Source organism: Mycoplasmoides pneumoniae FH (assembly GCF_001272835.1).
In the GTDB taxonomy this organism is placed as follows: Bacteria; Bacillota_I; Bacilli_A; order Mycoplasmatales; family Mycoplasmoidaceae; genus Mycoplasmoides; species Mycoplasmoides pneumoniae.
In genome coordinates this window covers 127363-152514 of record NZ_CP010546.1, presented here as the reverse complement: position 1 = coordinate 152514, position 25152 = coordinate 127363, and the positions used below count along the sequence as shown (strand labels likewise).

The following is a 25152-nucleotide window of genomic DNA, read 5'->3' as shown; positions in this document are numbered from 1 at the left end:
AGAGTTGGTATAATTTTATTAATTTATAAGCCATTGCAACACGCAAACACAACCGCACTTTACCTAATTGGCAGTGATGAATCTGGCAAGGGTGATAGCTTTGGCGGAATTGCTGTAAGTGCTGTTTTAATTCATAAGGACAAAATCAATACACTCCACCAAATTGGTGTGGGGGATTCGAAGCAATTTAACGATTACCAAATTAAAGCTTTAGTGCCTAAAATCAAGGCAGCGGTTCATGACCAAGTTACATTAAGCGTTGATGCTAAAACTTACAACCAACTAGTGCAAAGCTTTAAAAATGTCAACGTAATGTTGACCTTTTTGCACTGCAAGGTGTACCACCAGTTGTTGCAACAAAACAAACTAACAGCACAACAATGTGACATTAGCATTGATGAGTTTGCTAATGTCAAACTGTTCACCCAATACACGCAAAAACTCACCAGCCTGCAAAATGAGTTAAAGGAATTAGTTATTCCCAACCACTTCTTAATTAGGGGTGAGAGCTATTCTAAGGTAATTGCCGCTGCTTCGATCTTAGCACGTGCTGCTTTTATTGCACAAATGGAACAGTTAAGCCACCAGTACGGTGTACAGTTTCCCAAGGGTAGTGCCCATGGCATTGTGGAAGCGTTACACTTACTAAAAACAAAAAGGCAGTTTCACAAGTTCGCCCAGTACAGTGCGGTCTGTAAAACTACCTTTAAGAATGTCGCTAGTTTCCTAAAGCAGCTGGCTTAGCGGCTTTCGGTTGTTCACTTTTAACCTTTTGCACAATTAGGTTAAATTTACTTGGTTCTTTAATGGCTAGTTCCGACAACACTTTGCGGTTAATCTCAATGTTGTGCTTCTTCAATAGATTGATAAAGACCGAATAGGTCATGCCCTGTTCGCGCAAAGCGGCGTTTAAGCGCAAGATCCACAACGAACGGAAATCGCGCTTTTTGTTACGACGATCGCGGTAAGCATACTTAGCGGCTTGGATCACCGTTTGCTTTGCCACCTTATAAGAGGCATGTCGGGTACCAAAGCTACCACTAGCTTGCTTTAACCACTTCTTGCGACGTACGCGGGTTTGTTTTCCACCTTTAATTCTCATAGTTCACTCCTTAAATTAAATTACCAATGCGTTTAAAGTCACTCGCACTGACAGTTCCTTGCTTGCGCAAGTGGCGCTTTTGCTTCGTCGTTTTGTGCGGTGCTAAGTGGGAAGTATAAGCGTGTTTGCGCTTAATTTGGCCAGACTTAGTGAGCTTAAAACGCTTCTTTGCAGCACTTTTTACTTTCATAATTTTTATTTCTTACGGGGAATTAACAAAGCAGAATACATTGTTTTGGAAGAAGCAGTTAGTGGTTTTTGGACCTCCACTGCTGGTTCTACTAGCAGATAAAAGTCATTAAAGACTTTTTCAATTAACTCAATCCTAGTACTTACTCTACCAAAAGCGCGCACTACAAACTTAACGTGATAACCCTTTTCAGCTCATCCCGTCGTTTGCTTAGCTTTAAATTCCAGATCATGTTTAGCGATTGTCGGTTTCACTACCACTTCCTTTATTTGGATAATGGTTTGGTTTTTCTTGGACTGGCGTTTTTTGCGTTTTAAATCATAAGTGTAACGACCAAAGTCTAAGAGCTTAACAATGGGTTTGGCTGGGTTTGAACCAATTAAGACTAAATCGAGTTGTTTTTCCTCAGCCATCTTGAGGGCATCGGTCCTTCTAACCGTCCCCAAATTGGAGCCATTTTCGTCAATTAAAATGAACTCATTAAAGCCAATTTTATCGTTAATTAACGGTTTTTGTTCGCGCTCACGCCTGGAACCTTGTTTTATGTTCTGTGCCAATCTATGAAATCTACTTTCACTAACAAAACAGCCCTGATCAAGAATCAACGGCATTCGGGCGAGTCGTAAAGACTACTTTGTATAGCGCCAATATTTTAACAATCTCCAACCGTTTTAACTCAATTAACCATTAAGGAGTAATTTTATTTAAGAGTTTTAAGGATTGTTTTCACTGTTTGTTCAAAGTGTTTCATCCAATCTTTGAGGTACTGTAAGTTGTGCTGATACACACTGAGAATGGCACGGAAATTAGTGTCATCAATGGCATAGGCAATACCAATGCCGTTTGGCTCTACGGGGTCGAAGGAAAAGTTGCGCAAATACTTGTCCACAATGCTCGATGTGGACAGTGGGTTGGCAGCAATCGTTTTTCAAGCCTTTGTTTCAAATAAAGCGGGTTTAGCTATTGTGTCTTGGTGTTCATTCCAAGCCAAATATGCTCCCAGCAAGTGACGGTTGACCCCACTACCCTTTTGCGCTAACCGGGTTTTTTCAAAGTGGAGACTTTCAATCGCTGGGTAGTACTTTCGGAACTGCTTTAAGGTACCTTTCGGATCTTTGCAGTAGCGTTTGACAAAGGCAACTGATTGTTTACTTAAAGGACGAAGACACTCGGTGCGTCCCCGGAAGTACTGACGCATGTCCACGGCCACATAGGTGTTCTGCAACTTTTTGTTCGTTTGGTACTGGGCAATTTGGTAACAGAGATGGATAAAGGCTTCGGAGTTCTTAATCCCTTTGGCTTTGATAAGTGGCTTCGTAAACCAGTCCCATTTCAGTTCAAACATAACGGCATTGTACACATAGTCCTTAAAATTTTTGCTCAATTGCTTAAAATACTTTTGCTTATCCTGGTCTACTGTTGGAAAGGAAAGCATGGTCGGTGTTAAAGCGCTGGCACCCTCAGTGTTGACCTTTTGGAGTTTAGAGACAAAGATGTTGGCTAGGGTAGCTACACTAGAACCGTCAAAACTAGTGTGATCCGCTAGAATGACTAACTGAGCGTTCTTAGTAATGACCAACTGAATCCCCTTAGCGTGCCAACGGTTAAAGTTAGGGGTTCATGTCGAATTGCGCAACAGTTGTAAGGGAGTCGTTAATTCGACGTTGTCCAAGTTCACAATAAAGGCACTGTTATAGATGTCCAACAACATTTCTGGGTTTTGCGCTCACAACTGATCGAGTAAACTTTGTGACTCCGCTTTGGTTGTGGTAGCAGTGAGTAAGTTCCAGTGCGGTGGGTGACTTAGCTCATTGTCTAAGATTTGCACAAAGCTTAACTGCAGTTGCGCTTGCAGTTGTTCTAAGCTACCACTGTTATCTATTACTAACTTATAGAAGACATTGTTCTTAATCACCACAATGAAGTTAGCAGGTTGATCATTAACAAAGTACACATCCCCATCAGCGCGGTGAATCTGGCAACTAGCAAAGATTGATTGCAAGGTATCGAGTGAAAACAGCTTGTCCTTGACACTAAAGCTCGTTAACTGCCGTTTTTGGACTTGCTGGTATATGTGTCATAGCTGGGCTGACAATGCTGCTGCTAACTCGGCTTGACTTCAACCAACAGTCGGGAGCTCTAAATAATAGGGTGCATTAACTTCCGGACTAACCGGGCCAGTCGAAGTTAAATAAGCGTACTGCACCCACCAGTTAGCTAACCAACTCGAATGGGTGTTTTGCGCCCGTTCTGCAATAATGGTTTCAATTTGTGCACAGGCTTTAGAATTGAGGTAATCCTGAACTGCTGCTTGTGCTTTCACAAATTTTACTTTCGAGACTAGTGGTTCAACTCATTCCAAAAAACGGGCTAAATAAACTTGGGGGGCTTCAGTGGGTAAGTTCGGAATGTTGTCCTGGTTGATAAACAAACGTTGGGTAACTTCGGGGTTGAGCAGGTTATTTTCTTGACGCAACCAGGGTGGTGTTAATTTAGTGTCCATATTGTTGTTCTCCTAGTGCAAAGACTTTTTTAAATTTAGGGTTAACTCACACTTTGCCATACTTCACTTTGCGCACTATCATGTAAGTCACTAGTAGTGCTAAACAAGCATTAATTAGGGCAAAAATGGCTCAGGCTACCAAGGCTTGCTGGCTGTAAAACGAGGTACCCTGACTGTTTTTGACAATGAACTGGTTAGTAGTACCAGTCAGTAAGGGACTTAACCACACATCTTTGGAAAAACCAATAATCGAAATAAAACCAACTGCCAGTCCTACTATTTCCTTATTGACTTTCAGTTCTGTGATCGTACTCCAAAAAATGGAACGGTTCGCGCCAATAAAGAACATGATGAAGCAAATCACCACAAATGCTATTCACAAGGTAGCTTGGTTAAATGCACCAGTTTCTGGTTTGGCTGGGGAAGCTAGTGTTATTACTAAAAAGGCTAAGGTACCCAAAATGACAAACAAGGCTTGCACAATCAGACTTTTAGCGGTTGATTTAGTTAACTTTTTGTTAATCAAACCAGAAAAGATTGCCCCTAACACCGGAATCCCATAGATATAGGTATTACTTAAAGTTGGGGAGAGTGCTGCCTCTAGTCCTAGCGATTCCAAAATGTTAGCACCAAAGTTAGCAATCGTTTGGTACACATTCATAATAAAGAAGATCAGAAAGGCAATTAACCAAACGCTTGTAGAACTCAAAGTTTCTTTGGTATCAGTTCATACCTTCGTTCAAAAAACCTTAGTGTTATGTTTCTTAAAGGCTTCTAATTCTGCTTCCGATTTAAAGATGTGATAAGCCTGGTCCACAGGGTTAAAGTATTCAATTCGTTCATCTTCCAAGTAAATCTTGCGCTTTTCCCAGAACTTTCCTGGTAAAAAAAACAGTGACAGTAAACCAGCTAACACATAACAAATGGCATAAAACAGTAAGGCAAAGAAGATCCCTGAGGAAGAAGCTAAGTTTTTAGGGTCAGCAGCAGTTGGTGCTTTGTAAATGAGAAAGGGAGTACTAATAAGGACAATAGCACCCAAACCAGCACTAATGTAACCAGTAATTACTTGGATTAAGTAGCGTGATCCTTCAGATGTGGAATACAACCTCGCTTGTTCATCCGCTGGACCCAATAACTTAATACTTTTAATGAAGGCACTCCAGAAGGTTAAGACCGTACTAAGGGCATACAGGACGTGGATAATAACTAGTTGGGTGTAATCCACACTATGCCCTTCAAACCAACTAAGAAGTACCAGAAGGTAATAATGCCAGTACCAAACATTGATACCGAAAACAGCGCTTTAGCTGAAATCCGGTCAGCTAACCAACCACCAGGAATATAAAACAGCAATGAAACAATCCCGTAAGCAGTTAAGAGAAGGGAGATTCTGTTGGGCTCCACTCCCGTTACATTAGCTACTGCTGTCTTAAACTGAAAGAAGGCAAAGTAGGGCACAATGTAAATAATGCCAGCTCCAAAGGCAATTATTAAAATGGCTGCCCATTTCCGCAAGGCACTAATTTCCCAGTAGCCCTCTTCTTTGTGGAAGACGGGCTTCTTTTGGTCTCGAAATTTCTGGAGTAATTTATCTAGCATACAACAACTAATGAATAATCTACCCTTATTCTAATAAGCCTTAAAAGAACGTTTTTCTTTATGTGTTGGATTTGCTAGCTGGTGGCAATTTTGGTGTTTTTTAAAACTTTTTGTTAAGTGAAAAAATGTGTAAAACCACTAGTAATAAAAGAGTATAGCAAACCACTTTTTAATGTGTTTAGTTGTTATTTTTGTATCTAAAATTTAGTTTTGGGAGTATTTGTTTTGATTGCGTTTTTCGAAGTATTAAAAGTAGTACTTAAAACGCTTAAAAACAAAACTTTAATCAATTCAATTAGCGGCAATTTAGTCCTCGTAAGCACTTATGTTCGCCTCGATGTATTGCTGTTCTTCGAGTGTTAAACCGTATTTTTCATAAAGTTCTCTATCGTTCCAAGGACGTGAAAAATCTTGTAGAGGAATAAACTTGAAATTTTGAGAATTTGTGTTAATAGAATCCTTAAAAATTTCAACTAAAAATCTGAAAAATTTAGTTCTCATATAAGAAGCGACGTTTTCAATCTCAACTTTACTTTCGGTGGGATATACCACTAAATAAGTTTCGGTGCAAATTTCATTAGGTTTAATAATTTTTACTTTTGGTTTGTAATTTCCAAAAGTTCCATTGCCACGGCTATAAACGTGTGGAACAATAATTTTGTATTTAGCAATTTCTTCATTATTTTTTATTTGCGGAATATCTTTAATATCCACGTGTTTAATAACCGAATGACTTCCATAAATTGCAATCAAACCGGGAAATTTTTCTGCTTTCAAAATCGAAGGAAATTTATCGAAAAAATTACTTCTTAGATTAAAGAATTTTTGCGTTGAAACGTAATCAGAGAAATTAAGAAATCTAACTTCTAAATTGCTCTCTCTCTCTGTGTGTGTGTGTTCTTCATTTCACTAGCAGAGATGGAATCAATCTTTGTGTAAATGTCTTGTCAAATCCTTTTGCGAAAAATGATTTGTTCAGTGTTGTTTAAAACGGAAACAAATAAGTTTCTTTTAGAACTATCGATCTCTGTGCTTTTTCCTTTCTTTGAAAATTTGGTATTTATAAGAGTCTTACCTTGATAGTTATTCTGCCAGATAAAGTAACAAATGCCACCTTTTATTTCTCTCTTTGGAAAACAGTCTTTAGAGTCGAAAAAAATATTAATTTCTTTTATACCTTTATTTTTCTTTAATTTATCTCTTAGATTTAAAAAAATATTTTCAGCAGAAATCATTCATTTTGCTGGGATAATCATCGCTAAATATTTTGGTTCTAAGTCAATTGCTTTTAAAACAAAATCTTGAAAAATTGCTTTGGCTCCATTGCCATCAGAACCGCTACCATTAGATAGCTGGTAAGGCGGATTTCCAATAATTACATCAAATTTCATAACACCAAAATTAGTTTTAAAGTAGTTTTCATATTCATCCGAATTTAAATGAATGAAGTCATAGGCATACTTTTCTTCAGTCATAGAATTTACATATTTAGAATTCTTATTTGTCCCACAAAAGTGACAGTTTTTGCTTTTCGATTCTTTTCCAAAATAGTGTTCTTTATAAGGGGTAACAACATTGCCAAATTCATTATTAAATCGTGCGCCATTTGCAATTGCACAACCCTCATCTTCGCTGATTTTACGCTTGTTAGCTTTAATGCAATAGTAAAGCGTGCGACGCACCATCAAACTAGTAAATTTAGTTAAGCCAATGCTAAAAAGCATCTTGGTCATAATATGCTTCTTGCGGGCATATTCGTCGGGAATAATTTTGGTTAATCCTTTATCAAGTCTTAGCGCAATTTCGCGAAAGAAAACTCCGTTTTTATCACACGGATTTAATCACTTGAGATCGGGATTTGATCAAACTTCATGATCTTCAGGAAAGAGCTCATCGAGCATTCTTTGACAAGTTTCTACGGGAGTGAAAACTTCGTCATTACCGACGTTGTCAATTAACTTGAGTAAGTCATTTTTCTCGGCCTCTCACCTAATCAACTCATCTAATTTAGTTTTTTCTTCACCCTTGCCTTGCAAAGTTTCTTTTTCCAATATAACTGAATCTTCTATTTCAGCTTTACTCTTAATCTTACCTTGAATCGATTCGTAGTCTTTACCACTATTTTTGTTCATACTAAAAATGTGAAATTTAGCTCTTTAAACTATCGGGGCCAAAACCGAATCAATTGAAACTGTTTCTATACTGTGATTTTTCTGTGTTTTCAGTTTTAACACTTTCTCTAAAACTAAACTGTTCGATGAGTCTATTCATATTTTCCACTTTAAAAAATTTTTGGATTTTGGAAAACTCATCCATTTCAATTCCGACTGCCACTGAAAAAACTTTGGGATCAGTTTTATTCAACACATCTCTTAAAGTTTTTTCTCTATAAACAGATACATAAAGAAAGTGCAGAACACGTGCCCATGTATGCATTAAACTATCAAAGTTGTCATTAACTTTTTTCTTTTTCTCTTTTTGTTCTTCAGTTAAAGTCTTCTTTTTGAAATGCTGGTAACAACTCTTTTCAAAGAGCTGAATAAAACGGTCTCGGTAAAAAAATCAGTCTAATTCTGGAGGTATGTTGCTTCTGTTTTGTACATATTCTTTAATTAAATCTCTTAGCTTTTTTAAGTTATTCTCATCAGAAATATAACCATTTTCATTTTTTAAAAGTTGAAGTTGTTCTTCCTTTTCTTTTTTTAAAGTCTTTGATTTTATTCTGAACAATTTTCTTTATGGAAACTTTATCTTCAAAATGCTTATTAACTCCAAAATTAAACCCTTTTTTGTAATTGTTTCATTCATTATCATCAAAGTTTTTTTGTTGAAATTCAGCTTTTGCTTTTTGTTCTAATGCTTGGTTAAAGTTTCAGAAATTTTCAAGTTCTTCTAAAACATTACCTTGTTCAGCGGCGTAATCCTTACCAGAGCGAACGCCTTCACTAAATGCCTCACTTTTTGGACTTTTTTCCAAATGAACGTCTTCAAACTCTCGCTTCTTTTTGGATGATTTAAATTTTTTATGAGCTAATATTTTTTTCAATATTTTTTGCGCATCTTCATCTTGCCCAACATTGCAAAGTACATCTATGTCGATAATGTTACTTTCATCCATTCATCTTGTAGAGAATGCACGCTTGTCCATAATGAAGTACTCATACTTCTGCAATATTTCTGGATCTGTCTTTTGAATTTCATCGCCTCTAACTAAATAGATAGGTAAAAATTTGTCTAAGTTTTGGAATCAACTAGCACTAAATTTAGGGTCTGTTTGTGTTTGTTTTGAATACTCGTTAGTAACTTCCAAACACCTATACATGTTGAAGTCGTAAACATAACAAATTTCTTTCAGATTTTTACAGTTCTTTATATATGGAGTTTGGATTCTAAAAATCGTTTGGAAATAAGATTCAGCACCCTTTAAATCCTTCAAGAAAAATACTGTCGATCACTCTTTAACTGTAATACCAATAGTTAATTTAGCTACAGTAATAGTTAAAGTATTTTTATTAGTCTTTTTAGCTTCATCTAAGTGTTTATTAAGCTCAATTAAAGCTTTTTTGCCATTACCAAACTGGCTCTCTGACATGTTGATAATTTGAAAATCATTGTTTTCAAAGTACCAGTGATTTTTAAGTAAATTGGCCAACGCAAAACAAGCAACTCTAGTTGGCAAAATTAATAAGGAATGCTTATGCTTGTCAATGTTTTCCCAACTTAAAGGTGTGTGGCTAAAACCTTTACGTTTATCAATTAAAGAATCTATAAGCTTTTCAACCAGGTTTTCATTTACAAATCTGTAAACTGGTTTGCTTGATTCTTTAGAAACGTTTTCCGTTTGAAACAGCTTTCGAAAACTAATTTCAGGTAACTTATTTTTACCTTTACCTGGAGTTATGAATATTTCTTGTTCTTGTGCAGTAAAAATTTCCGCCAATTCAAAACAGTAAATATTCATTTCCGGAAATATTCCGTATTGCCCTAATTTGAGTGGGTGATTTTCTGCTGATTTGGCCTTCTGTTCATCAAAGTAAGAATAAGTAAACACCTGATCTTTACTGGAAAACTCATTATTTCTTAAAGAGGAAAAAGGAGTACCTGACAGACAAACTAATTGTTTGTATGAAAATTGAAATTTACTTTTGATGTCTTTTAACTTAAAAGTACTTGCCAATTCTTCCTCAGCATCATCTTGATTATCTTGCTGTTCTGGATTATCAATCTTTTTATTGACTTTTTCAACTTTGATTTGGGTTCGTTTTTTGTTGGCTCCGTAGTGGTACTCATCAAAAACAATTAAATCAAAATCAATCTCTTGTAGCTTACTAATTCGCTCTTTATCAAAATCAGTTTTGGCGCCATCTATTCTTTGTTTACCTAAGACGTTTTGCAGTGATAAAAAGACTACATAAGGCTCGTTTTGATTCTTTAAATCAAAATTAGATTTTTGCAAATCATCATCGGTATAAAATTTGTAATTCTTTTCAATGTGATTTAAATCATCCTTTCAAGATTCTTCGACAGCTGGAACAAACGTTAGGATCAAAATCTTGTTAATGTTATTCTTTTGTGCATAAGAGTACAAGGTGAAACATTTACCGAACCGCATTTTGCAGTTCATTAAAAACCTACCGTTTTCGGGATTGGCTTGAAAGTATCTTTCTAACACTTCAACACATGCGGCTTGCTCTTTTCTAGGTGTATAAATTTCCTTATTTTTAAAAAGAAAAGGTGCGCGAAACTGTCTAAAAATTTGGCTAAGATATTCAAACTTATCCTTATTTTCATCAACTATGAACCATTCACCGCCAGCTTGCGATTCTTTTAATAAGTTTTTTTCCTTAATAAATGAATGGAGTGAATAATCCTTGAATGATTCATCCTTTTCATTGATGGCAATAGCTCAAAAGATAACTTTAACTTCCTCTATCTTTTCTATATTTTCATCTAAAAAGCGAAATTCTTTTTCTTGTGAAAGGATACGTTCTTCTATCGCTGATTGAATTTTCTCAGACGGTTTACATGTTGTATAACCAATTTTAACCCCGTGATTTTCAAAGTCTTTTACTTCGTATCCATAGATAAGTGGTAGTTCCTTTTCCGTATTATTAACGAAGTCTAATGAGTAGGAACGTTCCTTGTGATCAATTAGAGATTGTCAGCAATCTTTTTGGTTGATTTTTTCGTGAAAATTAAGCTTAAATTTCATGTTCCTTAATTTTAAAGCTAATTTTCATAAGAACTAATATTGTTCTCGATGTATTGTCATTCTTCTTGAGTTAAGTTGTATTTTTGATAAAGCTCCCTGTCATTTCAAGGACGGGAAAAATCTTGAATGGGAACGTATTTGAAGTTATGTGAACTGATATTGATGGTTGCTTTAAAAATCTCGACAAAAAATCTAAAAAATTTAGTTTTCATGTATAAAAAGACATTTTCAACTTCAAACTTATTTGTCGTTAAATAAGCAACTACATAACTATGAGTGCAAACTCCAGTAGGTTCAACAATTTTTATATTGGGTCTGTAATCACCAAACACACCGCTACCAGTTATTCTGGGCATAATGATCTTGTATTTGGAAATTTGTTCCTTATTCTTTATATTAGGGATCTCTTTCAGTTCGGCGTATTTTACGCCCGAACTGCTATAAATGGAAATTGCACCAGGAAATTTTTTGTCTTTTACAACTAAGGGAAACTTATCAAAAAAATTAGTTGCTAAATTAAACAGATCCTTGCCAGATACACGTTTAGAGAAACTTTCGAAATTAGTTTCTAAATTGCTCTCTCTCTCTCTCTCTCTGTGTGTGTGTTATTCCATTAGAAGGCTGATCTTCTAAGTTGCTCTCTCTCTCTCTGAGAGCATGGATTAATTCATTAGCGTGAAAAGAATCTACCTTTTTATAAATGTCGTGTTAAATTTTTTGCGGAAAATAACTTGCTCAGTATTGTTTAAAACAGGTGCAAAAAAGTCCCTCTTATAAGTTTCAATTTCTTCTTGTTTGCCTTTTTTTGAAGATTTAGTGGTTATGAGTGTTTGACCCTCATAGCCATTCTGTCAATTAAAGTAACAAACACCACCTTTTATTTGTCTGTTTGGAAAGCAATGTTTAGAGTCAAAGAAAATATTAATTCCTTTAAAACCATTTGATTTTTGTAATTTTGCTCTGAACTTTAGAAAAACTTTTTCAGAGGAATTAATTCATCTTGCAGGAACAATCATTGCTAAATATTTTGGTTGTAATTCAAGTGCTCTTAAGATAAATTCTTGAAAAATGGGGTTTGCTCCATTACCATCACCAGCATCACCACCACGATTATTTGCTAACTGATAAGGTGGATTACCAATAATTACATCAAATTTCATAACACCAAAATTAGTTTTAAAGTAGCTTTCATATTCGTTTGGATTTAAATGAATGAAGTCATAGGCGTATTTTTCATTTGAAGAAGATTGTTGGTATTTAAATTTCTCATCTGTTCTACAAAACTTACATTTTTTATTTTTTCCTTGTTTGTCGAAATAATGTTCCTTGTAAGGTTTAACAACATTACCGCATTCGTTATTAAATCATGCGCCATTTGCAATTGCACAGCCCTCATCTTCACTAGTTTTACGCTTGTTAGCTTTAATGCAATAGTAAAGCGTACGACGAACCATCAAGCTAGTAAATTTAGTTAAGTCAATACTAAAAAGCATCTTGGTCATGATGTGTTTCTTGCGTTCATATTCATCCGGTATAACTTTGGCCAAGCCTTTGTCTAGCCTTAACGCAATTTCACGAAAGAAAACACCATTTTTATCACAAGGATTTAATCACTTTAAGTCCGGATTCGATCAAACTTCATGGTCTTGAGGAAAGAGATCGTCAAGCATTCTTTGACAAGTTTCTACAGTAGTAAAAACTTCATCATTACCGACGTTATCAATTAACTTGAGCAAGTCGTTTTTCTCGGCTTCTCACCTAATCAACTCATCTAATTTAGTTTTTTCTTCACCCTTGCCTTGCAAAGTGTCTTGATCCAATATAACGGAATCTTCTATTTCAGTTTTGCTTTTGACCTTTCCCTGAATCAATTCGTGGTCTTTATCGCCATTTTGACTCATACTAATTAATTTGAAATTGAATTATTTCACCAGGTATCTTTGCTATTTTGGCAAAGTCAAAATTGGAATTATGAGCAATTTCATTAATGACATCAGCAAATGACCAATTAACAAACAAACTTTTGCACTTACCTTCTCCATTGGAAAATAAACCCTCTGGAAATTCATGTTTATGCTTTGCGGGTTTTTTCTTTGTCTTTTTATTCCTTAAAAAATAATCGTAGTTACAAACGAAGTTCTCGTTATCTTTGGTTTCTGTGATTAACTCGCCCCAACTCACATTAATCATCAAGATTTTTTTCACTAAGAGACTTAACTCTTCGTTAAAAATACCGTGCTTTTTTAAGAAGGCTAAAAAGATAGAGTAAAGGTTATTGCGTTGTAACCAAACCAACTCTTCGTCAATTTCAACTGAATAAATGGTGGATAGACCGGTTAAAGCTTCTTTTAAAAGCTGTCTGATTTTTTAATGTTTTTTAAACGTAAATCCAAAATAGCACAAGTAAAAGCACCATCACCACTAGTTGGTTCTAAAACAGTAGTGTGGACATTTTTCATTTCCTTTACACCGACCATTTTGATCATGTCTGCCACAATCTTTTGGCTCGTAAAGATCTGAAAGTTATCTTCGTTATGGATACCCTCATCTAAAAGGTGCGGTAATCCCTTTTCTAGGGAAACTTCAGTAATTTTGTTTAAATTTTCCTCTTTTAACAAAACTCCGTCCAGAAAGTCTTGTAGGTTTTGGTTTGTCATTGTTTGGCTAGCTTTATTTCTATTACTTTAAAAATAGAAACCGAATCAGTTTAATAAAAGAAGACACCGAAAACCGAACAGACCTAACGAAATCTTTTAAAAAGTACGTTTTCTAAAGATCGAGTGCTATTTTAGCTAGTTCACACTGTTGTTTTAACTGCGTTTCCACTGCTTTAATTTGTTCTAACGTTAATGGTGTATTAGTGAAATTCTTTAAGTAATAGCGCACTGTATATTTGGTGATTGGTACACCATCCTTTTCGGTGTCAAACACCGAGATCAATTCCCATTTAAAAATCGTTTGTAGTTTTTTAATCGCTTTCACAAACGTTTCAAAGTGACTTTCATCACGGGGGAAGCTAAAGGTAATATCCTTAAAGACATCTTGTAGTTTGCTAATCGGGGTATAACTGCGCTCCAACCGGTTTAAGGAGTTCAACAAGCGGTCTAGGTTAATTTCCAAACCATACACCGGTCTACCCTTTAAATCATAAGGCGCCAACAGCTCATCCTTAATTAAACCAACATAACCAATCTGTTCGTTAAACACCACTAGTTTTAAACCGACGTTCTTAGTGAAGTACTCACCTTCAGTAATTGGTTCAAAGTCGCAGTTAAAACCAAAGTTGGAAATAATTAACTGCGCTAAGCCCTTCATGGCGGGAATATCGACACTAACGCCTTGATCCTTTTGGTAGGTAGAACCAAACATTTTTTCCAATCAAAGAGCAGCAATGTGGAGTTGGTTACTGTCCTTAGTTTTGACAAAAGAAAACTCAAAGATGTTGCCTAACTTATTTTTGTATGCGGCATTCTTTTGGATTACTCGCAACAAGGAGTCAATTAAACCAACCCGTAAAACACTCCGTTCGTTGGAAAGCGGGTTTTTAATTTCCCACAAATTACTCAACCCAAACAGGTTAAAGTTACGCGCTCGTTCTGGTGAAATTAACTGGTAAGTAATCACATTGTGAAAGCCCAAGGTTTGCAGTTTAGTGCGTAGCTTTTGCAACGCATCGTAAGCATTGAGTTTTTCGTGTTTCTCTAGTTTAGTGGTGCTTAAAATTTCATCCTCTTTAATCTTGTTGAGGTCCAAGATCTTTAACAACTCTTCACTAATGTCTTGTCAAACCGTAATGTCTTGCCGGTAAGCGGGGGCGCGGGCAATTTGGTTTTCCATTTTGAACCCTAAACTAGTAAGGTAGTTACGGATCATGTAGTCATTTAACTGCTTTTTAGTCACTCCAATTAACTCCCGTAACTGATTAAAGTTGAGGTAAATTTTGCGGTTAAAAGCTGGGGCTTTAATGGTGCTGGAAAACTTACTAATCTTGCCAATGCTTTCGGGATTGAGGAAGTTATTTTGCAAATAGTTCAAGCAGTTTTCGGTAGCTTGTAAACTAATTGGTTTACTCATTAACCTACTAGCAAAGTTAGCAACTCCTAAACGCTGAGCGGTTTGCTTAATTCGCTCATGGTTATAGTTAACAACTTCAAAAAAGATGTTGTTGGTCGTATTGTCGACCATAGTGCGCTTACTACCAATAATACCGACTATGGCAATTGTGCCCTGTTCATCAGCTACCACTAGATCACCCGGTTTAATCTCATACTCCTTGTTGTCTAAGGCCAACATCGTTTCCAATTGGGTGGCTAGTTTAAGTTCCACACTTCCATGGATCTTGTCAGCATCATGGCAGTGGATTGGTTGACCAGTGTAAACAGTTACCATATTAGCCTGGTCCACAAAGCAGTTGACTGGACGTAACTCCTGGTTAATTAACAAACCCTTAGTAGTTCAAGGGGAACTGGTAATTGCTACATCACGCAAAAAAAGTCCACCAAAGAAATTGGCCTGAGCACGGTTTCTTAAGTTAAGCGGAAAGCGGTAGAACTCGCGCAGGGTCATGGTGGTTTTCTGTTCCAAGAAGATCGGACGTTTCAACACTGCTGCTAGTTCCTTAGCGAGGAAGATTAAGCTCTGTAAATCAGAACGGTTGGTAGGTAAAGTAACCTCAAACACCACGTCATCGAGGTTTAAAAAACTTAAATAATCACCAAATTCATCGCGGTTAATGTTGTCTAGCACAATCGCATGCGTGTCATCACCGTCAGCAATTAAATGCTTACTAAACGGATTAATATCAACATAACTACACAACATCCCGTCCGAGATAATTCCCTTAATGTTCTTCGTTTTAATGATTAAACCATTGAGCAGTTCTGCCCCTTTTTTGGCGACAATCACGTGTTTATTGAGATTATTGGGATCAACTATGTTAACTGCCCCAGTCACCACATTGAGCTGTTTGTTTTTGTCTATTTGAACTTGACACACATACAAGTGGTTGTCATGGGGGTGGGGGGTAACAGCGCGGAGAATACCCAACTGTAAGTAATCAGGGTTTTTAAAGGCGCGAATTGCTTCCACTTCAATCCCGATTTGCTGTAACTTTTCACAAATTTCATTGTTGGAAACGTGGGTAATTTCGGGAATTAAAACAGCTAAAGTTTTTTTAGAAATTAACATCGCTAATCAGTAAACTGGGCTAAAAATTTGAAGTTATTGTCGTAAAGGTCACGGATGTCACTAATGCCGTGTTTCAACATTACCAACCGCTCAATCCCAATGCCAGCTGCTATACCCCTTATATTATCCGTGTCACTAAAGCCCATGTTAGCCATCACTTGAGGGTGGAGGATACCCGCCCCTAATACCTCAATCCAACGTGTTTTCTTACATACACCACAACCATTCTGACACAACCAGCAACGGATGTCAATTTCAAAGGAAGGTTCGGTAAAAGGGAAGTGGGACAGACGAAAACGCGCTGAAGTATTTTCGCCAAAGATGTGGTTAATCATATTCTGCATAAACCACTTGAGGTTAGTTAAAGAAAAATCCTTTTTAATCCACATGAAGTCCAGTTGGTTGAACTGGTGTGAGTGGGTGGCATCGTCATCATCTTTACGAAAAACAGCACCAAAGGAAGCAATCCGAATATCGGGGTTATTACTCTTTTTCGTTTCCTTAACAGCACGTAAAGTAGCAGCAGTACAATGTGTTCTCAGTAAGCGGTTTTTGTCTAAGTAAAAGGTGTCAGTAAGGTTACGACTAGGATGGTCTTTGGGAATGTTTAGCAGGTCAAAACAGTCTGCAATAGTAGTCAATTCACTGTCATAGTTAACCGTAAACAAGAACTTCTTAAAATAGTTCACTAACTCATCAATTACCTGGTAAATAATGTTGCTAGAACCAGGGGCAAAAGAGGTTGCTAGCAACATCACATCACCATGAGTTAATACACTGCTAGACTGGGCTTGGGTAAAGACTTGTAGCTGTGTATCATGGAGTGTTTGCAAGGTGCTTTCCAATTGCTTGTAAAGTTGGCCTAAATGGCGCTTAGTTTCGATGTCCGTGGTTTCCTTAATTTGACTAAGTAAAGGCTTTAAATCAGCATTGCGGAAGCTGTTTTTAAAAGCTAATAATTCAGTAGGATTTTGTGCTGTTTCAAAGGTAGTTTTTCACCTTTCAATTAACTTACTTTGATCAATCATGCAACTGTTATTAATTGTGCTATAGTTAATTTAAATAGCACACGAATATTTGCACTAATTTGCAAATAAATAGTTACTTTAAAAGCTTTTGGCTTTTTTATAAAACCCTGTCAATTTATTTAGTGGGAGCAGGCAGAGTGACTTGTGTTGAAAAAACGAGCCTGCTCCCGCTGATTTAAATAAATTTAGTAAATTCATAGTTTTGCCTCTACATCAAACTAACAGCTTTTGTTAGTTTTCCAATCGTCAAAAATATTTTGGAGCTGTCTGCCTTTCACCTCTGGGTAGATGGCTTTTTTATTCCTTTATTTGCGTTGAATAAAAATACCAACAGCGCGTTTTTTAAGAATTAACTGTTGGTATTTTGTTTTTATTTTTTCTGTTCTCTCTTTAAAAACTTAATAAATTTCTTTACATATCGTTCAATTTCTAAAGATTTTTTATCAGTCTTTCTTTTTCAATCTGGGTCTTTTGGACGTCCTTTAGCATGTATATAAATTTTGCAATTGCCATCTAGCATATCCTCAGCATAAACCTCAAATAAAGTTATTTCATAAGTACTCAAATACTCTATCAATTGGTCTTCGCTTAAAGGTCTTTTTAAAGATTGAGAACAAATATTTGTTTCATCTTTCATAATCAAATCCTCCTTTCTGAAGGATTAATCAAAATTCAAAGTTACTCATAATTACTCCTCCACTAAATAAATTGATTCAGTTATTTCGAAGTGACGACAAATTACAAAAAAATTTTAAGAATTTTTTGAGTGAATAAAAATACCAACAGTGAACTTTTTAAGGATTGACTGTTGGTATTTTTATTTTGGAATGGGATTATTTCGATTCCAAATTATCTAGTCGCTTGTTTATTCCTTCAAGTGCTTTCAGAATTAACTGCAAGGTTTGGCCTTGAGCTTTTTGTTCAACTTTAATTTCTTTTATTTCTTCACCTTGGGCTTTTACCTGAACTTGAAGTTCCTTTATTTGTTCGCCCTGTTTTTGAACAGTTTCAGTTAACTGTTAGATTTGTTTTCCTTGAACCTTGATTTGTTCATCTTGCGTTTTTTGCAATTCAAACAAAACATCAACTTTATCTTCAACCCGTTTTAAATCAGCTTTAGTAGCAAACTTACCATCAAGTTCTACCATAAGCTTGTCATGAAACTCAGTAAGTTTCTCATCAAGCTCGCGATGGGTTACATACTTATCTGGTTTAGGCACTTTCTTCTTTCCTCCATTAGGATCATCGGGACCACCTGGACCTTTTGAACCGCCTGGTTCTTTGGGGCCTTTAGGAACATCTGGTGTATCAGGATCATCGGGAACAGGTGGCTTTTTAGGTCCTTTTGGTCCACCGGGACCCTTAGGTCCATTTTTAATACCAGGATCCTTTGGTTCTTCCGGTCCCTTAGATTCCTTTTCAATTATTTTAACTGGTGGTTTTGGTTTATCCTCGACTTGCTGAAATATTTTGAACCTACGTTTACCCTTTTTCTTTTCGGTACATTGGACCTTAAAAAGAAGTTCAATTTTATTGCGTGTAAACTTCCTGTACTGTTCTTTAGTAATGGTAAAGAATTTATTTTTACTCATCATTTTTTAAATAAATAAAGCTAGGCAACAACTGATTAGTTCAAAAAGACCATTTGTTGCCCTTCTAATAAATGAATTGCACAAGTAAAAGAAAGGTGCCAAAAACCTTTACCATAACCTTTGCCATTTAAACCAAATCAACTCCAACCACAACAACATTAAAGGTGATCTAAGTTACCCGAAAAATCTTTTGAAAGTATCTAGAAACATGAGTTGTTCTTTTATATCTCTTAAATGCCTTTAAAAAAGGCGGGGTGCCAAAATTAATCCAAAAAAATTTTCAAAAGTGAAAACCCTACTAATAGTTAGATGGAGTTGTAAACCCAAATTGCAAAAATATTCAAACTCTTTGGCTACTTTGAAAATCTGTCTCAATTTATTTAGTGGGAGCAGGTAGAGTGACTTGTGTTGAAAAAACGAGCCTGCTCCCGCTGATTTAAATAAATTTAGTAAATTCATAGTTTTGCCTCTACATCAAACTAACAGCTTTTGTTAGTTTTCCAATAGTCAAAAATATTTTGGAGCTGTCTGCCTTTCACCTTAGGTGGATGGCTTTTTTATCGCCATTATCCCCATAACTGTTTAAGGGCGAAGCATTAATTAAGGACGCAATTTTGGCGGTGGCCTTTTGGTCGGACTTGACCGGGTAGGTCGTTTGCACTTCTTCGTTATTCTTACTCCCCCCTTTCATCCCACTCACCGGGGTCACATAGGCAAAGGTGTCTAACAGGGTAAACAAGCCGTTAATCGGACCGTTTAACCCCGCAGTATTCGTCACCAGGTTGTTGTACCCCCCATCACTGTCCAACCCGGCCGTGGTCGACCAGGTGAGCGCTTGGTTGTAGGTCGAAGCGTTCGAATCAGTCGTCATATCATACCCCACCGCGCCCGCTTTAAAGGCCGCAAAGACGAGGTGGTCGGCCACAACGTCAAGGCCACTGATTAAGTAAGCTGGCTGAGTTAAGCCTTGACTCTTGAAGTTCGTCAAGGAGGTGTTGGAGTTGTCTTCGGATTTAAACCCCAACTGGTTTTCGACGAAGTTTTTTTGAACTTCAGTGCCGAAGTTCAAATGTGTCTTCGCTCATCAAGTCGCCCTCCCGGACGTGGTTCGCTCATCCACGACCCAATACCACAAACTCGGTACCGCGTTTGAACCCATCACAACGATCTGGCCATTTAAGTAAGCGAGTTGGGACGTGGAGGTATGATAAAGCTGGGTGATGACGTTTGGTAGTTCCAAGGTGGTGGAAGTGGAATCTCTTCTACCCACCCCCACAGTTGTGGTGGTGCGTGCCGCTAAACTAGCGCCACGATTGGCCCCGGCTGACTGTAGTCCCCGGGTGGAACTGTGCCGCGCTGTTTGGCTTTGCCAACCGCCTTGGCTAAGTTCTGGCACTATCACCCCCATCTGGTGCAGGGCCTGGGCGGTGTTTAAATATTTTTGGAATTTTTGTTGATCTTGACTGTTAGAATCTGTTTGTTTTAGCTGGACGGTAGTAGTAGTAGTAGCACCTCTTAAAAGTGGAGTTAGGGCAGTGGTGTCCCCAACATTGCCCAAACTGGTACTAGAAGCCATTTGACTCCCGGTTGATCCCACCAACGGGGCATCATTTTCCGCCGTTGTTTTTTCCGAATTTTTCCAAGAGCTCTCATCCTTCCCCTTCCCCTCCTTGGTCGAATCCAGGGGTTCATACACCGGTCAAGCTTCATTTAGCTTCCGGTACGCGCGGCCCTTATCGAGCTTAAAGCCGGTGACGGCTTTGGGTCCGGGGTTGTTGGTGAGGTTTTTTTGGGAACGTTGGTTGTCTCACCCAGACTCCAACCCATGCACCTTGTCCTGAGCAACCCCATTCACCCGGGCTAACCCCGCATTGGGCGTGTAAGGGGTCACGGGTTGTTCGACGAGGAGGTCTTGGAGGGTTTTGTAGAGGGAGCCACTGTTAGTTGTGGTGGAGTCCCCTGCTCCCGATTCGTTTTTAACGTAGGGCAACGCCAACTTAATCTTCCGTTCAAACACCCACGTGGCCCTGGGCGCGGCTTTAAAGATGAGGATGTAGCTGGCGAAGTCTTGGGAGTTAGACCCGGAACCCTGCGTGTCCGTGGAGCCTAAAGCTTTTTGACTTTCATTCGTGTCAAACGTAAGCGCCCCATCAGTGGTGGTATTGGAATCCGAACTCGTCCCATCATTAAGCCTCACCCTGACCAACGCTGAGCGGACCAGCGCCACCAACTTGTTCTGTCCCACCCGCTTTCAGTCCACGAGTTCGTATGAGGGGTGTAAATGGGCGGCCCGCACGACATCCAGCCCCCCATTGAGCGGTGTCGTAAAGGGCGTGTAGGGGGTGAGGTAATTAATCCATAGACCTATTTATTAATTTGTTAGTTAATTAAGACAAACAAATCCCAAACACCAAAAGCGCTTGCCCGAACCAGGTGAGGTTGCCAATGTTGGCGAAGTACGCTTCAAACGGGAGGGCGATCGGGGCCGGCTTGTCGGAGTCAGCTTCCTTTTGAAAGCCTTGTTTTTTATTATCGGTGTCATCTGTATCAAACCCGGTTTGGGTATTATCCGCGACCGCTTGGCCCTGGTCAAACCACTCGGGGTGGCGCCGCGGGTTGAAGAACCCGGTGGTTTGGAGCAAAACATCTCTGGCCTTTCAGTCCCACAACCCGTGGTGGTTTCACTTGGGCGTTCTTCAACTGGGCGGATAGTTCGCGGTCATCACCTTGGGATCCAAGTGATCAACGCGATCAATGGCGGTACGATTGCGCGCATAAGGCGCATCGTACAGAATCAGGATCGAGGCGGATCATTTGGGGAGGTCCTTGTGAATTTGCTCGGTCGCAAGCCACGGCCTTCAGGGGGTGGGGGAACCGGGGTTGGAGTTGCCGCCTGATCCCGAACTGGATGGGGTGGTGCCGAAGTCGGCTGCCTTGAGTTGGACGGACTGACCCGACTCCTCGCCCCGCTTAATGGGAACGTTGGCGAGATCATTAGATTCAAGTTCCACCTGTTCGGTGCCTTGTTCACCGGAGTTGCCCTGACTCCCGGATTTCTTTTTCACCGCCACCTGCAACGCCTTGACTTTGGTGTCCCCTGACGAACCCCCACGTTGGGTGGTGGTGGAAGTGCTTGAAGATCCATTGGAAGACTTGGATTCATCGCCCTGGAGTTTTTCATTGCTCTTCGCGGTGTCCGCCTCGGCGTTCTTCACCTTCAGCCCATACGCGCCAATGGTGGTGTTTTGTTGACCGGAGCCTGACGAACTCCCTTGGTTAGGGAGCGCTAACCCCCGCTGCAACTGCTCATAGTACACCACGCTACGCGGCACGAGTAAAACGGCAAACCGATAAGGATTGGAGGGGTCTTGGGCCACCTCGACGGGGACCTTGTTTTTGACCTCGTTTCACTGTTGGGGTGCAGCCCCACTCAAACCAAAGCCGCCAAAGGGGTTAAAGGTGATCTGCCCGGTTTGGTCGCGCGTTGGTGTCTGTGGGTTTAACCTACTAAAGTCGAGGTCGTATAAGGCGCGCCCGGCGAGGTCATACCGGCGTAACGCAAAGGTGGTTGATGCGGTCAAAGCCGCTTCGGTTCGAGTGGGATCATACGTGGTTTGTTGACTTTCACTACCGGCAGTGATGCCCTTGGCGCTGTTGTCGCGCACTAAGGCCCAAGCGCCGGGGTTTTCACCCGTGAGGGGGAGGGGAAAGTAGCAAAAACTAAATTAAAAATTTTTTGGCGGTTTTTAAAAACCAACTCAATTTATTTAGTGGGAGCAGAAAAACGAAAATTTTGTGTTGAAAGCCTGATTTTCTGTTCCCACACTTATTTGATTAATGTGTTTATTTTTTATGTCTTAATTTATTTATGTTAACGCAATGGCTTTCAGCACATATTTAGCTAAACAACAAACAAATTTTTAAAGGAACAAACATTCATAACTGCTTTACAACTCAAACTAACACTTTTCGTTAGTTTTCAAAATCATTAAAAATTTTTAGCCGTCTACCGTTCACCTCGCGGTGGATGGCTTTTTATTTGTTTATTGGTTGTGAATAAAAATACCAGCAAATAAGCTTTATAAAATTAATTGCTGGCACTTTTGTTATTAGCCTAAAAACTATTTAGGTGGATCAATTTTGTCCAAGCGTTTATTTATTCCTCCAAGTGCTTGTAGGATCGACTTAAGCGTTTTTCCTTGAGCTTTTATTTGTTTTCCTTGAGCTTTAATTTGCTCAACCTGAGCTTTTTGCTCCACTTGAAGTTCTTTAATTTGCTCGCCCTGTTTTTCAACAGTTTGAGTCAATTTGTTGATTTGTTCACCGTGAAGAAGCACAACTTGAACTAATTGATTGATTTGCTCGCCTTGTTTTTCAACAGTTTGAGTCAATTTGTTGATTTGTTCACCTTGGGCGGCCAAAGTGGTTTCAATCTTTGTAAGCCGTTGGTCGTTTGAAACTTTATATTCGTTAAATTCTTTACGCGTTACGTATTCCGTGTTCACTGGTATAACCGGTTTGTTAAGTTTAAATTGTCTGTTAAAACTGCCAGAGAATTCCACACTTTTGTTATCTTTGTCAATGATGTATCATCCCGAAAAAGTGCCCTTTTTGGTCTTTTTTACCATGTCATGGAATTCTTTTTCGTTATAAAACGGAATTTTCTCTTTCATTAAGCCATACCTCCTTTCTTTGAAAGAAAGAATTTAAATGAATTTGGGAGCTTAGCTTGAGCTTGCATTAGCAACGCTGCAAAGGCGTATTTTTTATTTGTTTTCATTGTTGTGTTTTCACTAAATAAATTGACCGGTTTATTGAGAAGCGCCAATAAAACTTGCAAAAAGTTTTGGCTAAACAAAGGAACAAGTTGCAATTGAACTTGTTTTAAAAAGCGGTGAAGCCTCGTTAATTTAACTAATTTCATACTTTTTGGGTATTCGTTCACTAAATTGCTTTAAGTTAGTAAAGACACCAAAATAACTTCAAAACTTTTTTGAAAGAAAAGTTCCTATTAATAAGAAAAATTCCTATTAATGGTTAGTGACCCACTCACCCGTTCAACGGGGGAGAGGTCCACCGAATTGGTGCTGCCTGCTCCTCCAGCACCCCCACCACTAAGCACACTGCCGAGGTTACCACTCATGGCTCCAAACACCGGTGTCGTTGTTTTGAGCGATTGGGGCTGGGGCTGGGTGGAATGGTCTGTACCGAAGCTTTGGCGCAGCTTGGTGCGAACCTGGTTGGGGTCCAACAGGTTTTTTAAGCCCTGGTCGAGTTGGGTCGTGCTTTCGACTTTCTTAGGTTTAATCAAATGGAGGTAGAGCGAATTGTTTTGGGAATTGGTTTGACCCGAACCTTGAGTGGAAGCCTTGTACGAATCCTTGTCGGTATAGCTAATTTGGTACGCCAAAGCATTCGGGTGTTCCGGTAAGGTAGCCCCTGTTGCGGTGGTGGCACTACTTGTAGCTGCTTGCGCGGCCAACTGAGCTTGATCCGCCCACACCCCCTTCAAATCCCACACACTCTCCACGCGGCCCAACCGGTTGACCCAACTGCCACGAAAGGCCGCTCAGGGCCGGGGGGCCCAAATTAACTCCCTTTGGTCGCTGTCACTGGCATCCAGGCCACTTAACTGGAGCCCGAGGTAACCCGCGCGGGGTTTGACAAAGTCCGTGAAGGTGACCAGCCACCCGCCGAGCTGGAAGCTCACCGTGGTGCCACTGACAACGAGGTTACCGACGTCCTGGGGCGTTCAAGCCAACCCGGGGGTGATCAGGGTGGCTTTGGAATCATTATTTTGTTCGGGAATTTTAAAACCGATACCGGGGACGGTTGTACTGTTTTGGTTCGCAGTGCTAGACGTACGCGTCGTCCCAAAATAGGTTTCTACCAAAGCCGGATTCAACAACCCATTCACCTCACCGTAAGCGGAGAGGTTCAGTTTGGTTTGGTCCGACTGTAAGTCGGTGTAGGACCATTTTTGGTCGGTGGCTTGGAATTTGTTGGAATCGGACCCACTTCGATTCACCAACACCGGGATGCTGCCCAACAAGCCGCGCAGGAACAGCTGGGCGCGCTGCGCGTTGTTCTTGTTGGTGAATGACAGCGCGTTCGGTCAATCAGCGGTGGGGGTGAGGTTGGGGGGGGAGGTTGGTGTAGTTGGTGGCCTCTTGTTGACCGGTCGCATTGCCGTCCTGCGTGGTTAAACTATCCCCACTCTTACTAATCTTATCCTGCTTTAACGAGTCGGGATTCCCCGCGGAATTAGTTGTACCTGAAGAACCACCCTGCTGCTGGCCCGTGCCCGTAGCACTCGCGAACTTGGTGTGGTTTTCGTTGCCTTAGGTGTTATTCCCAGTAGCCTTATCATTCCTTCACCCCGCCCCCGTTCAGAGCTGGAGGTTGGCTTGGTCGAGGGTGGGTCATTTGGGAATATCTTTCCCCGTAGTCGTCGTCTGACTGCCCCCGAGGGTGGCTTGGACATTCGCTTTGAGACCGACGCCGACATTCGAAAACGTCGGGAGAAAGGAACGCGAACCACTTGTGTTCGTACTAGTTCCGCTGGACGACCCCGCGCCGGTTTTAGGCGCGGTTATATCATCCACACCCCGGTGATCATTCCCATACCTGTGCCCATTCCCAATCCAGGGAATATAATCCAACACCTGGTCGAGGAGTGCCCCCGCGAGGTTGAACCCGGTGGAGAAACGGGAAAGCGTGGGGGAGAAGTGGGATT

General features: G+C 39.5%; 20 protein-coding genes and 6 pseudogenes. 2 read left to right on the top strand and 24 right to left on the bottom strand.

Going from position 1 to position 25152, the window contains the following annotated elements; translation table 4 throughout:
• The first annotated feature begins 33 nt into the window (after positions 1-33).
• Positions 34-744, top strand: a complete 711-nt coding sequence (locus F539_RS00695) for a ribonuclease HIII (protein ID WP_010874475.1) — start codon at positions 34-36, stop codon at positions 742-744.
• Here the strand turns inward: F539_RS00695 and rplT are convergent.
• From rplT to F539_RS04320, 18 genes and pseudogenes are all read right to left on the bottom strand, one after another.
• Positions 719-1102, bottom strand: coding sequence for a 50S ribosomal protein L20 (gene rplT, locus F539_RS00690; protein ID WP_010874474.1), 384 nt, complete (start codon positions 1100-1102; stop codon positions 719-721). The two genes, F539_RS00695 and rplT, sit on opposite strands and share 26 nt — an antisense overlap.
• Before the next feature lie 10 nt (positions 1103-1112).
• Entirely contained in the window at positions 1113-1292 is a 180-nt protein-coding gene (gene rpmI, locus F539_RS00685; protein WP_010874473.1) for a 50S ribosomal protein L35, read from the bottom strand.
• A 5-nt stretch (positions 1293-1297) separates the two neighbouring features.
• Entirely contained in the window at positions 1298-1849 is a 552-nt protein-coding gene (gene infC, locus F539_RS00680; RefSeq protein WP_216745971.1) for a translation initiation factor IF-3, read from the bottom strand.
• 143 nt (positions 1850-1992) lie between these two features.
• The gene (locus F539_RS00675; RefSeq protein WP_010874471.1) at positions 1993-3795 is read right to left on the bottom strand and encodes a choline/carnitine O-acyltransferase; all 1803 of its coding nucleotides are present in this window, start codon (positions 3793-3795) and stop codon (positions 1993-1995) included.
• Complete coding sequence (locus tag F539_RS00670) at positions 3785-5023, bottom strand: MFS transporter (protein ID WP_053344054.1); 1239 nt, start codon at positions 5021-5023, stop codon at positions 3785-3787. The genes F539_RS00675 and F539_RS00670 overlap by 11 nt, the downstream gene beginning before the upstream one ends.
• Positions 5005-5397, bottom strand: coding sequence for an MFS transporter (locus F539_RS00665; protein ID WP_010874469.1), 393 nt, complete (start codon positions 5395-5397; stop codon positions 5005-5007). Before F539_RS00665 ends, F539_RS00670 begins: the two co-directional genes overlap by 19 nt.
• A gap of 306 nt (positions 5398-5703) precedes the next feature.
• On the bottom strand, positions 5704-6174 hold the full coding sequence (locus tag F539_RS00660; RefSeq protein ID WP_026088310.1) for a hypothetical protein: 471 nt from the start codon (positions 6172-6174) through the stop codon (positions 5704-5706).
• 89 nt (positions 6175-6263) lie between these two features.
• Positions 6264-7529 (bottom strand): Eco57I restriction-modification methylase domain-containing protein, encoded by a 1266-nt coding sequence (locus F539_RS00655; protein WP_026088309.1) that lies wholly within the window; start codon positions 7527-7529, stop codon positions 6264-6266.
• A gap of 16 nt (positions 7530-7545) precedes the next feature.
• Complete coding sequence (locus F539_RS00650) at positions 7546-8127, bottom strand: hypothetical protein (protein ID WP_017532749.1); 582 nt, start codon at positions 8125-8127, stop codon at positions 7546-7548.
• 1990 nt (positions 8128-10117) lie between these two features.
• Positions 10118-10609, bottom strand: a pseudogene (locus F539_RS04415) (DEAD/DEAH box helicase family protein); the annotation flags it as partial.
• Between the two features lie 17 nt (positions 10610-10626).
• On the bottom strand, positions 10627-10965 hold the full coding sequence (locus F539_RS00640; protein ID WP_017532747.1) for a hypothetical protein: 339 nt from the start codon (positions 10963-10965) through the stop codon (positions 10627-10629).
• A gap of 330 nt (positions 10966-11295) precedes the next feature.
• Positions 11296-12510, bottom strand: coding sequence for an Eco57I restriction-modification methylase domain-containing protein (locus F539_RS00635; protein WP_014325348.1), 1215 nt, complete (start codon positions 12508-12510; stop codon positions 11296-11298).
• 1 nt (position 12511) lies between these two features.
• Positions 12512-12814, bottom strand: a complete 303-nt coding sequence (locus F539_RS04410) for a hypothetical protein (protein WP_231113983.1) — start codon at positions 12812-12814, stop codon at positions 12512-12514.
• A 143-nt stretch (positions 12815-12957) separates the two neighbouring features.
• On the bottom strand, positions 12958-13266 hold the full coding sequence (locus F539_RS04405) for a hypothetical protein (protein WP_017532745.1): 309 nt from the start codon (positions 13264-13266) through the stop codon (positions 12958-12960).
• A 112-nt stretch (positions 13267-13378) separates the two neighbouring features.
• The gene (gene pheT / locus F539_RS00625) at positions 13379-15796 is read right to left on the bottom strand and encodes a phenylalanine--tRNA ligase subunit beta (RefSeq protein ID WP_014325346.1); all 2418 of its coding nucleotides are present in this window, start codon (positions 15794-15796) and stop codon (positions 13379-13381) included.
• A 2-nt stretch (positions 15797-15798) separates the two neighbouring features.
• On the bottom strand, positions 15799-16824 hold the full coding sequence (pheS, locus tag F539_RS00620; RefSeq protein ID WP_010874462.1) for a phenylalanine--tRNA ligase subunit alpha: 1026 nt from the start codon (positions 16822-16824) through the stop codon (positions 15799-15801).
• Between the two features lie 370 nt (positions 16825-17194).
• Entirely contained in the window at positions 17195-17461 is a 267-nt protein-coding gene (locus F539_RS00615) for a hypothetical protein (RefSeq protein WP_015344875.1), read from the bottom strand.
• A 196-nt stretch (positions 17462-17657) separates the two neighbouring features.
• Positions 17658-18044 (bottom strand): annotated as a pseudogene (locus F539_RS04320) (DUF16 domain-containing protein).
• On the opposite strand from F539_RS04320, the pseudogene F539_RS04315 reads away from it, so the two are divergent.
• A pseudogene (locus F539_RS04315) lies at positions 17982-18504 on the top strand (hypothetical protein). The pseudogenes F539_RS04320 and F539_RS04315 sit on opposite strands and share 63 nt — an antisense overlap.
• Positions 18505-18885: 381 nt before the next feature.
• Here F539_RS04315 and F539_RS04610 read toward each other — a convergent pair.
• The 6 genes and pseudogenes from F539_RS04610 to F539_RS00580 all read right to left on the bottom strand — a co-directional run.
• Entirely contained in the window at positions 18886-19575 is a 690-nt protein-coding gene (locus F539_RS04610; RefSeq protein WP_307755020.1) for an MgpC family cytadherence protein, read from the bottom strand.
• Between the two features lie 701 nt (positions 19576-20276).
• Positions 20277-20729 (bottom strand): annotated as a pseudogene (locus tag F539_RS04605) (MPN413 family protein).
• Between the two features lie 89 nt (positions 20730-20818).
• A pseudogene (gene mgpA / locus F539_RS00595) lies at positions 20819-22120 on the bottom strand (adhesin P1); the annotation flags it as partial.
• A 417-nt stretch (positions 22121-22537) separates the two neighbouring features.
• On the bottom strand, positions 22538-23089 hold the full coding sequence (locus F539_RS00590; protein ID WP_014325341.1) for a DUF16 domain-containing protein: 552 nt from the start codon (positions 23087-23089) through the stop codon (positions 22538-22540).
• Positions 23089-23340, bottom strand: a complete 252-nt coding sequence (locus F539_RS00585) for a hypothetical protein (protein ID WP_015344874.1) — start codon at positions 23338-23340, stop codon at positions 23089-23091. The genes F539_RS00590 and F539_RS00585 overlap by 1 nt, the downstream gene beginning before the upstream one ends.
• Before the next feature lie 114 nt (positions 23341-23454).
• Positions 23455-25150 (bottom strand): annotated as a pseudogene (locus F539_RS00580) (adhesin P1); the annotation flags it as partial.
• Between the last annotated feature and the right edge of the window lie 2 nt (positions 25151-25152).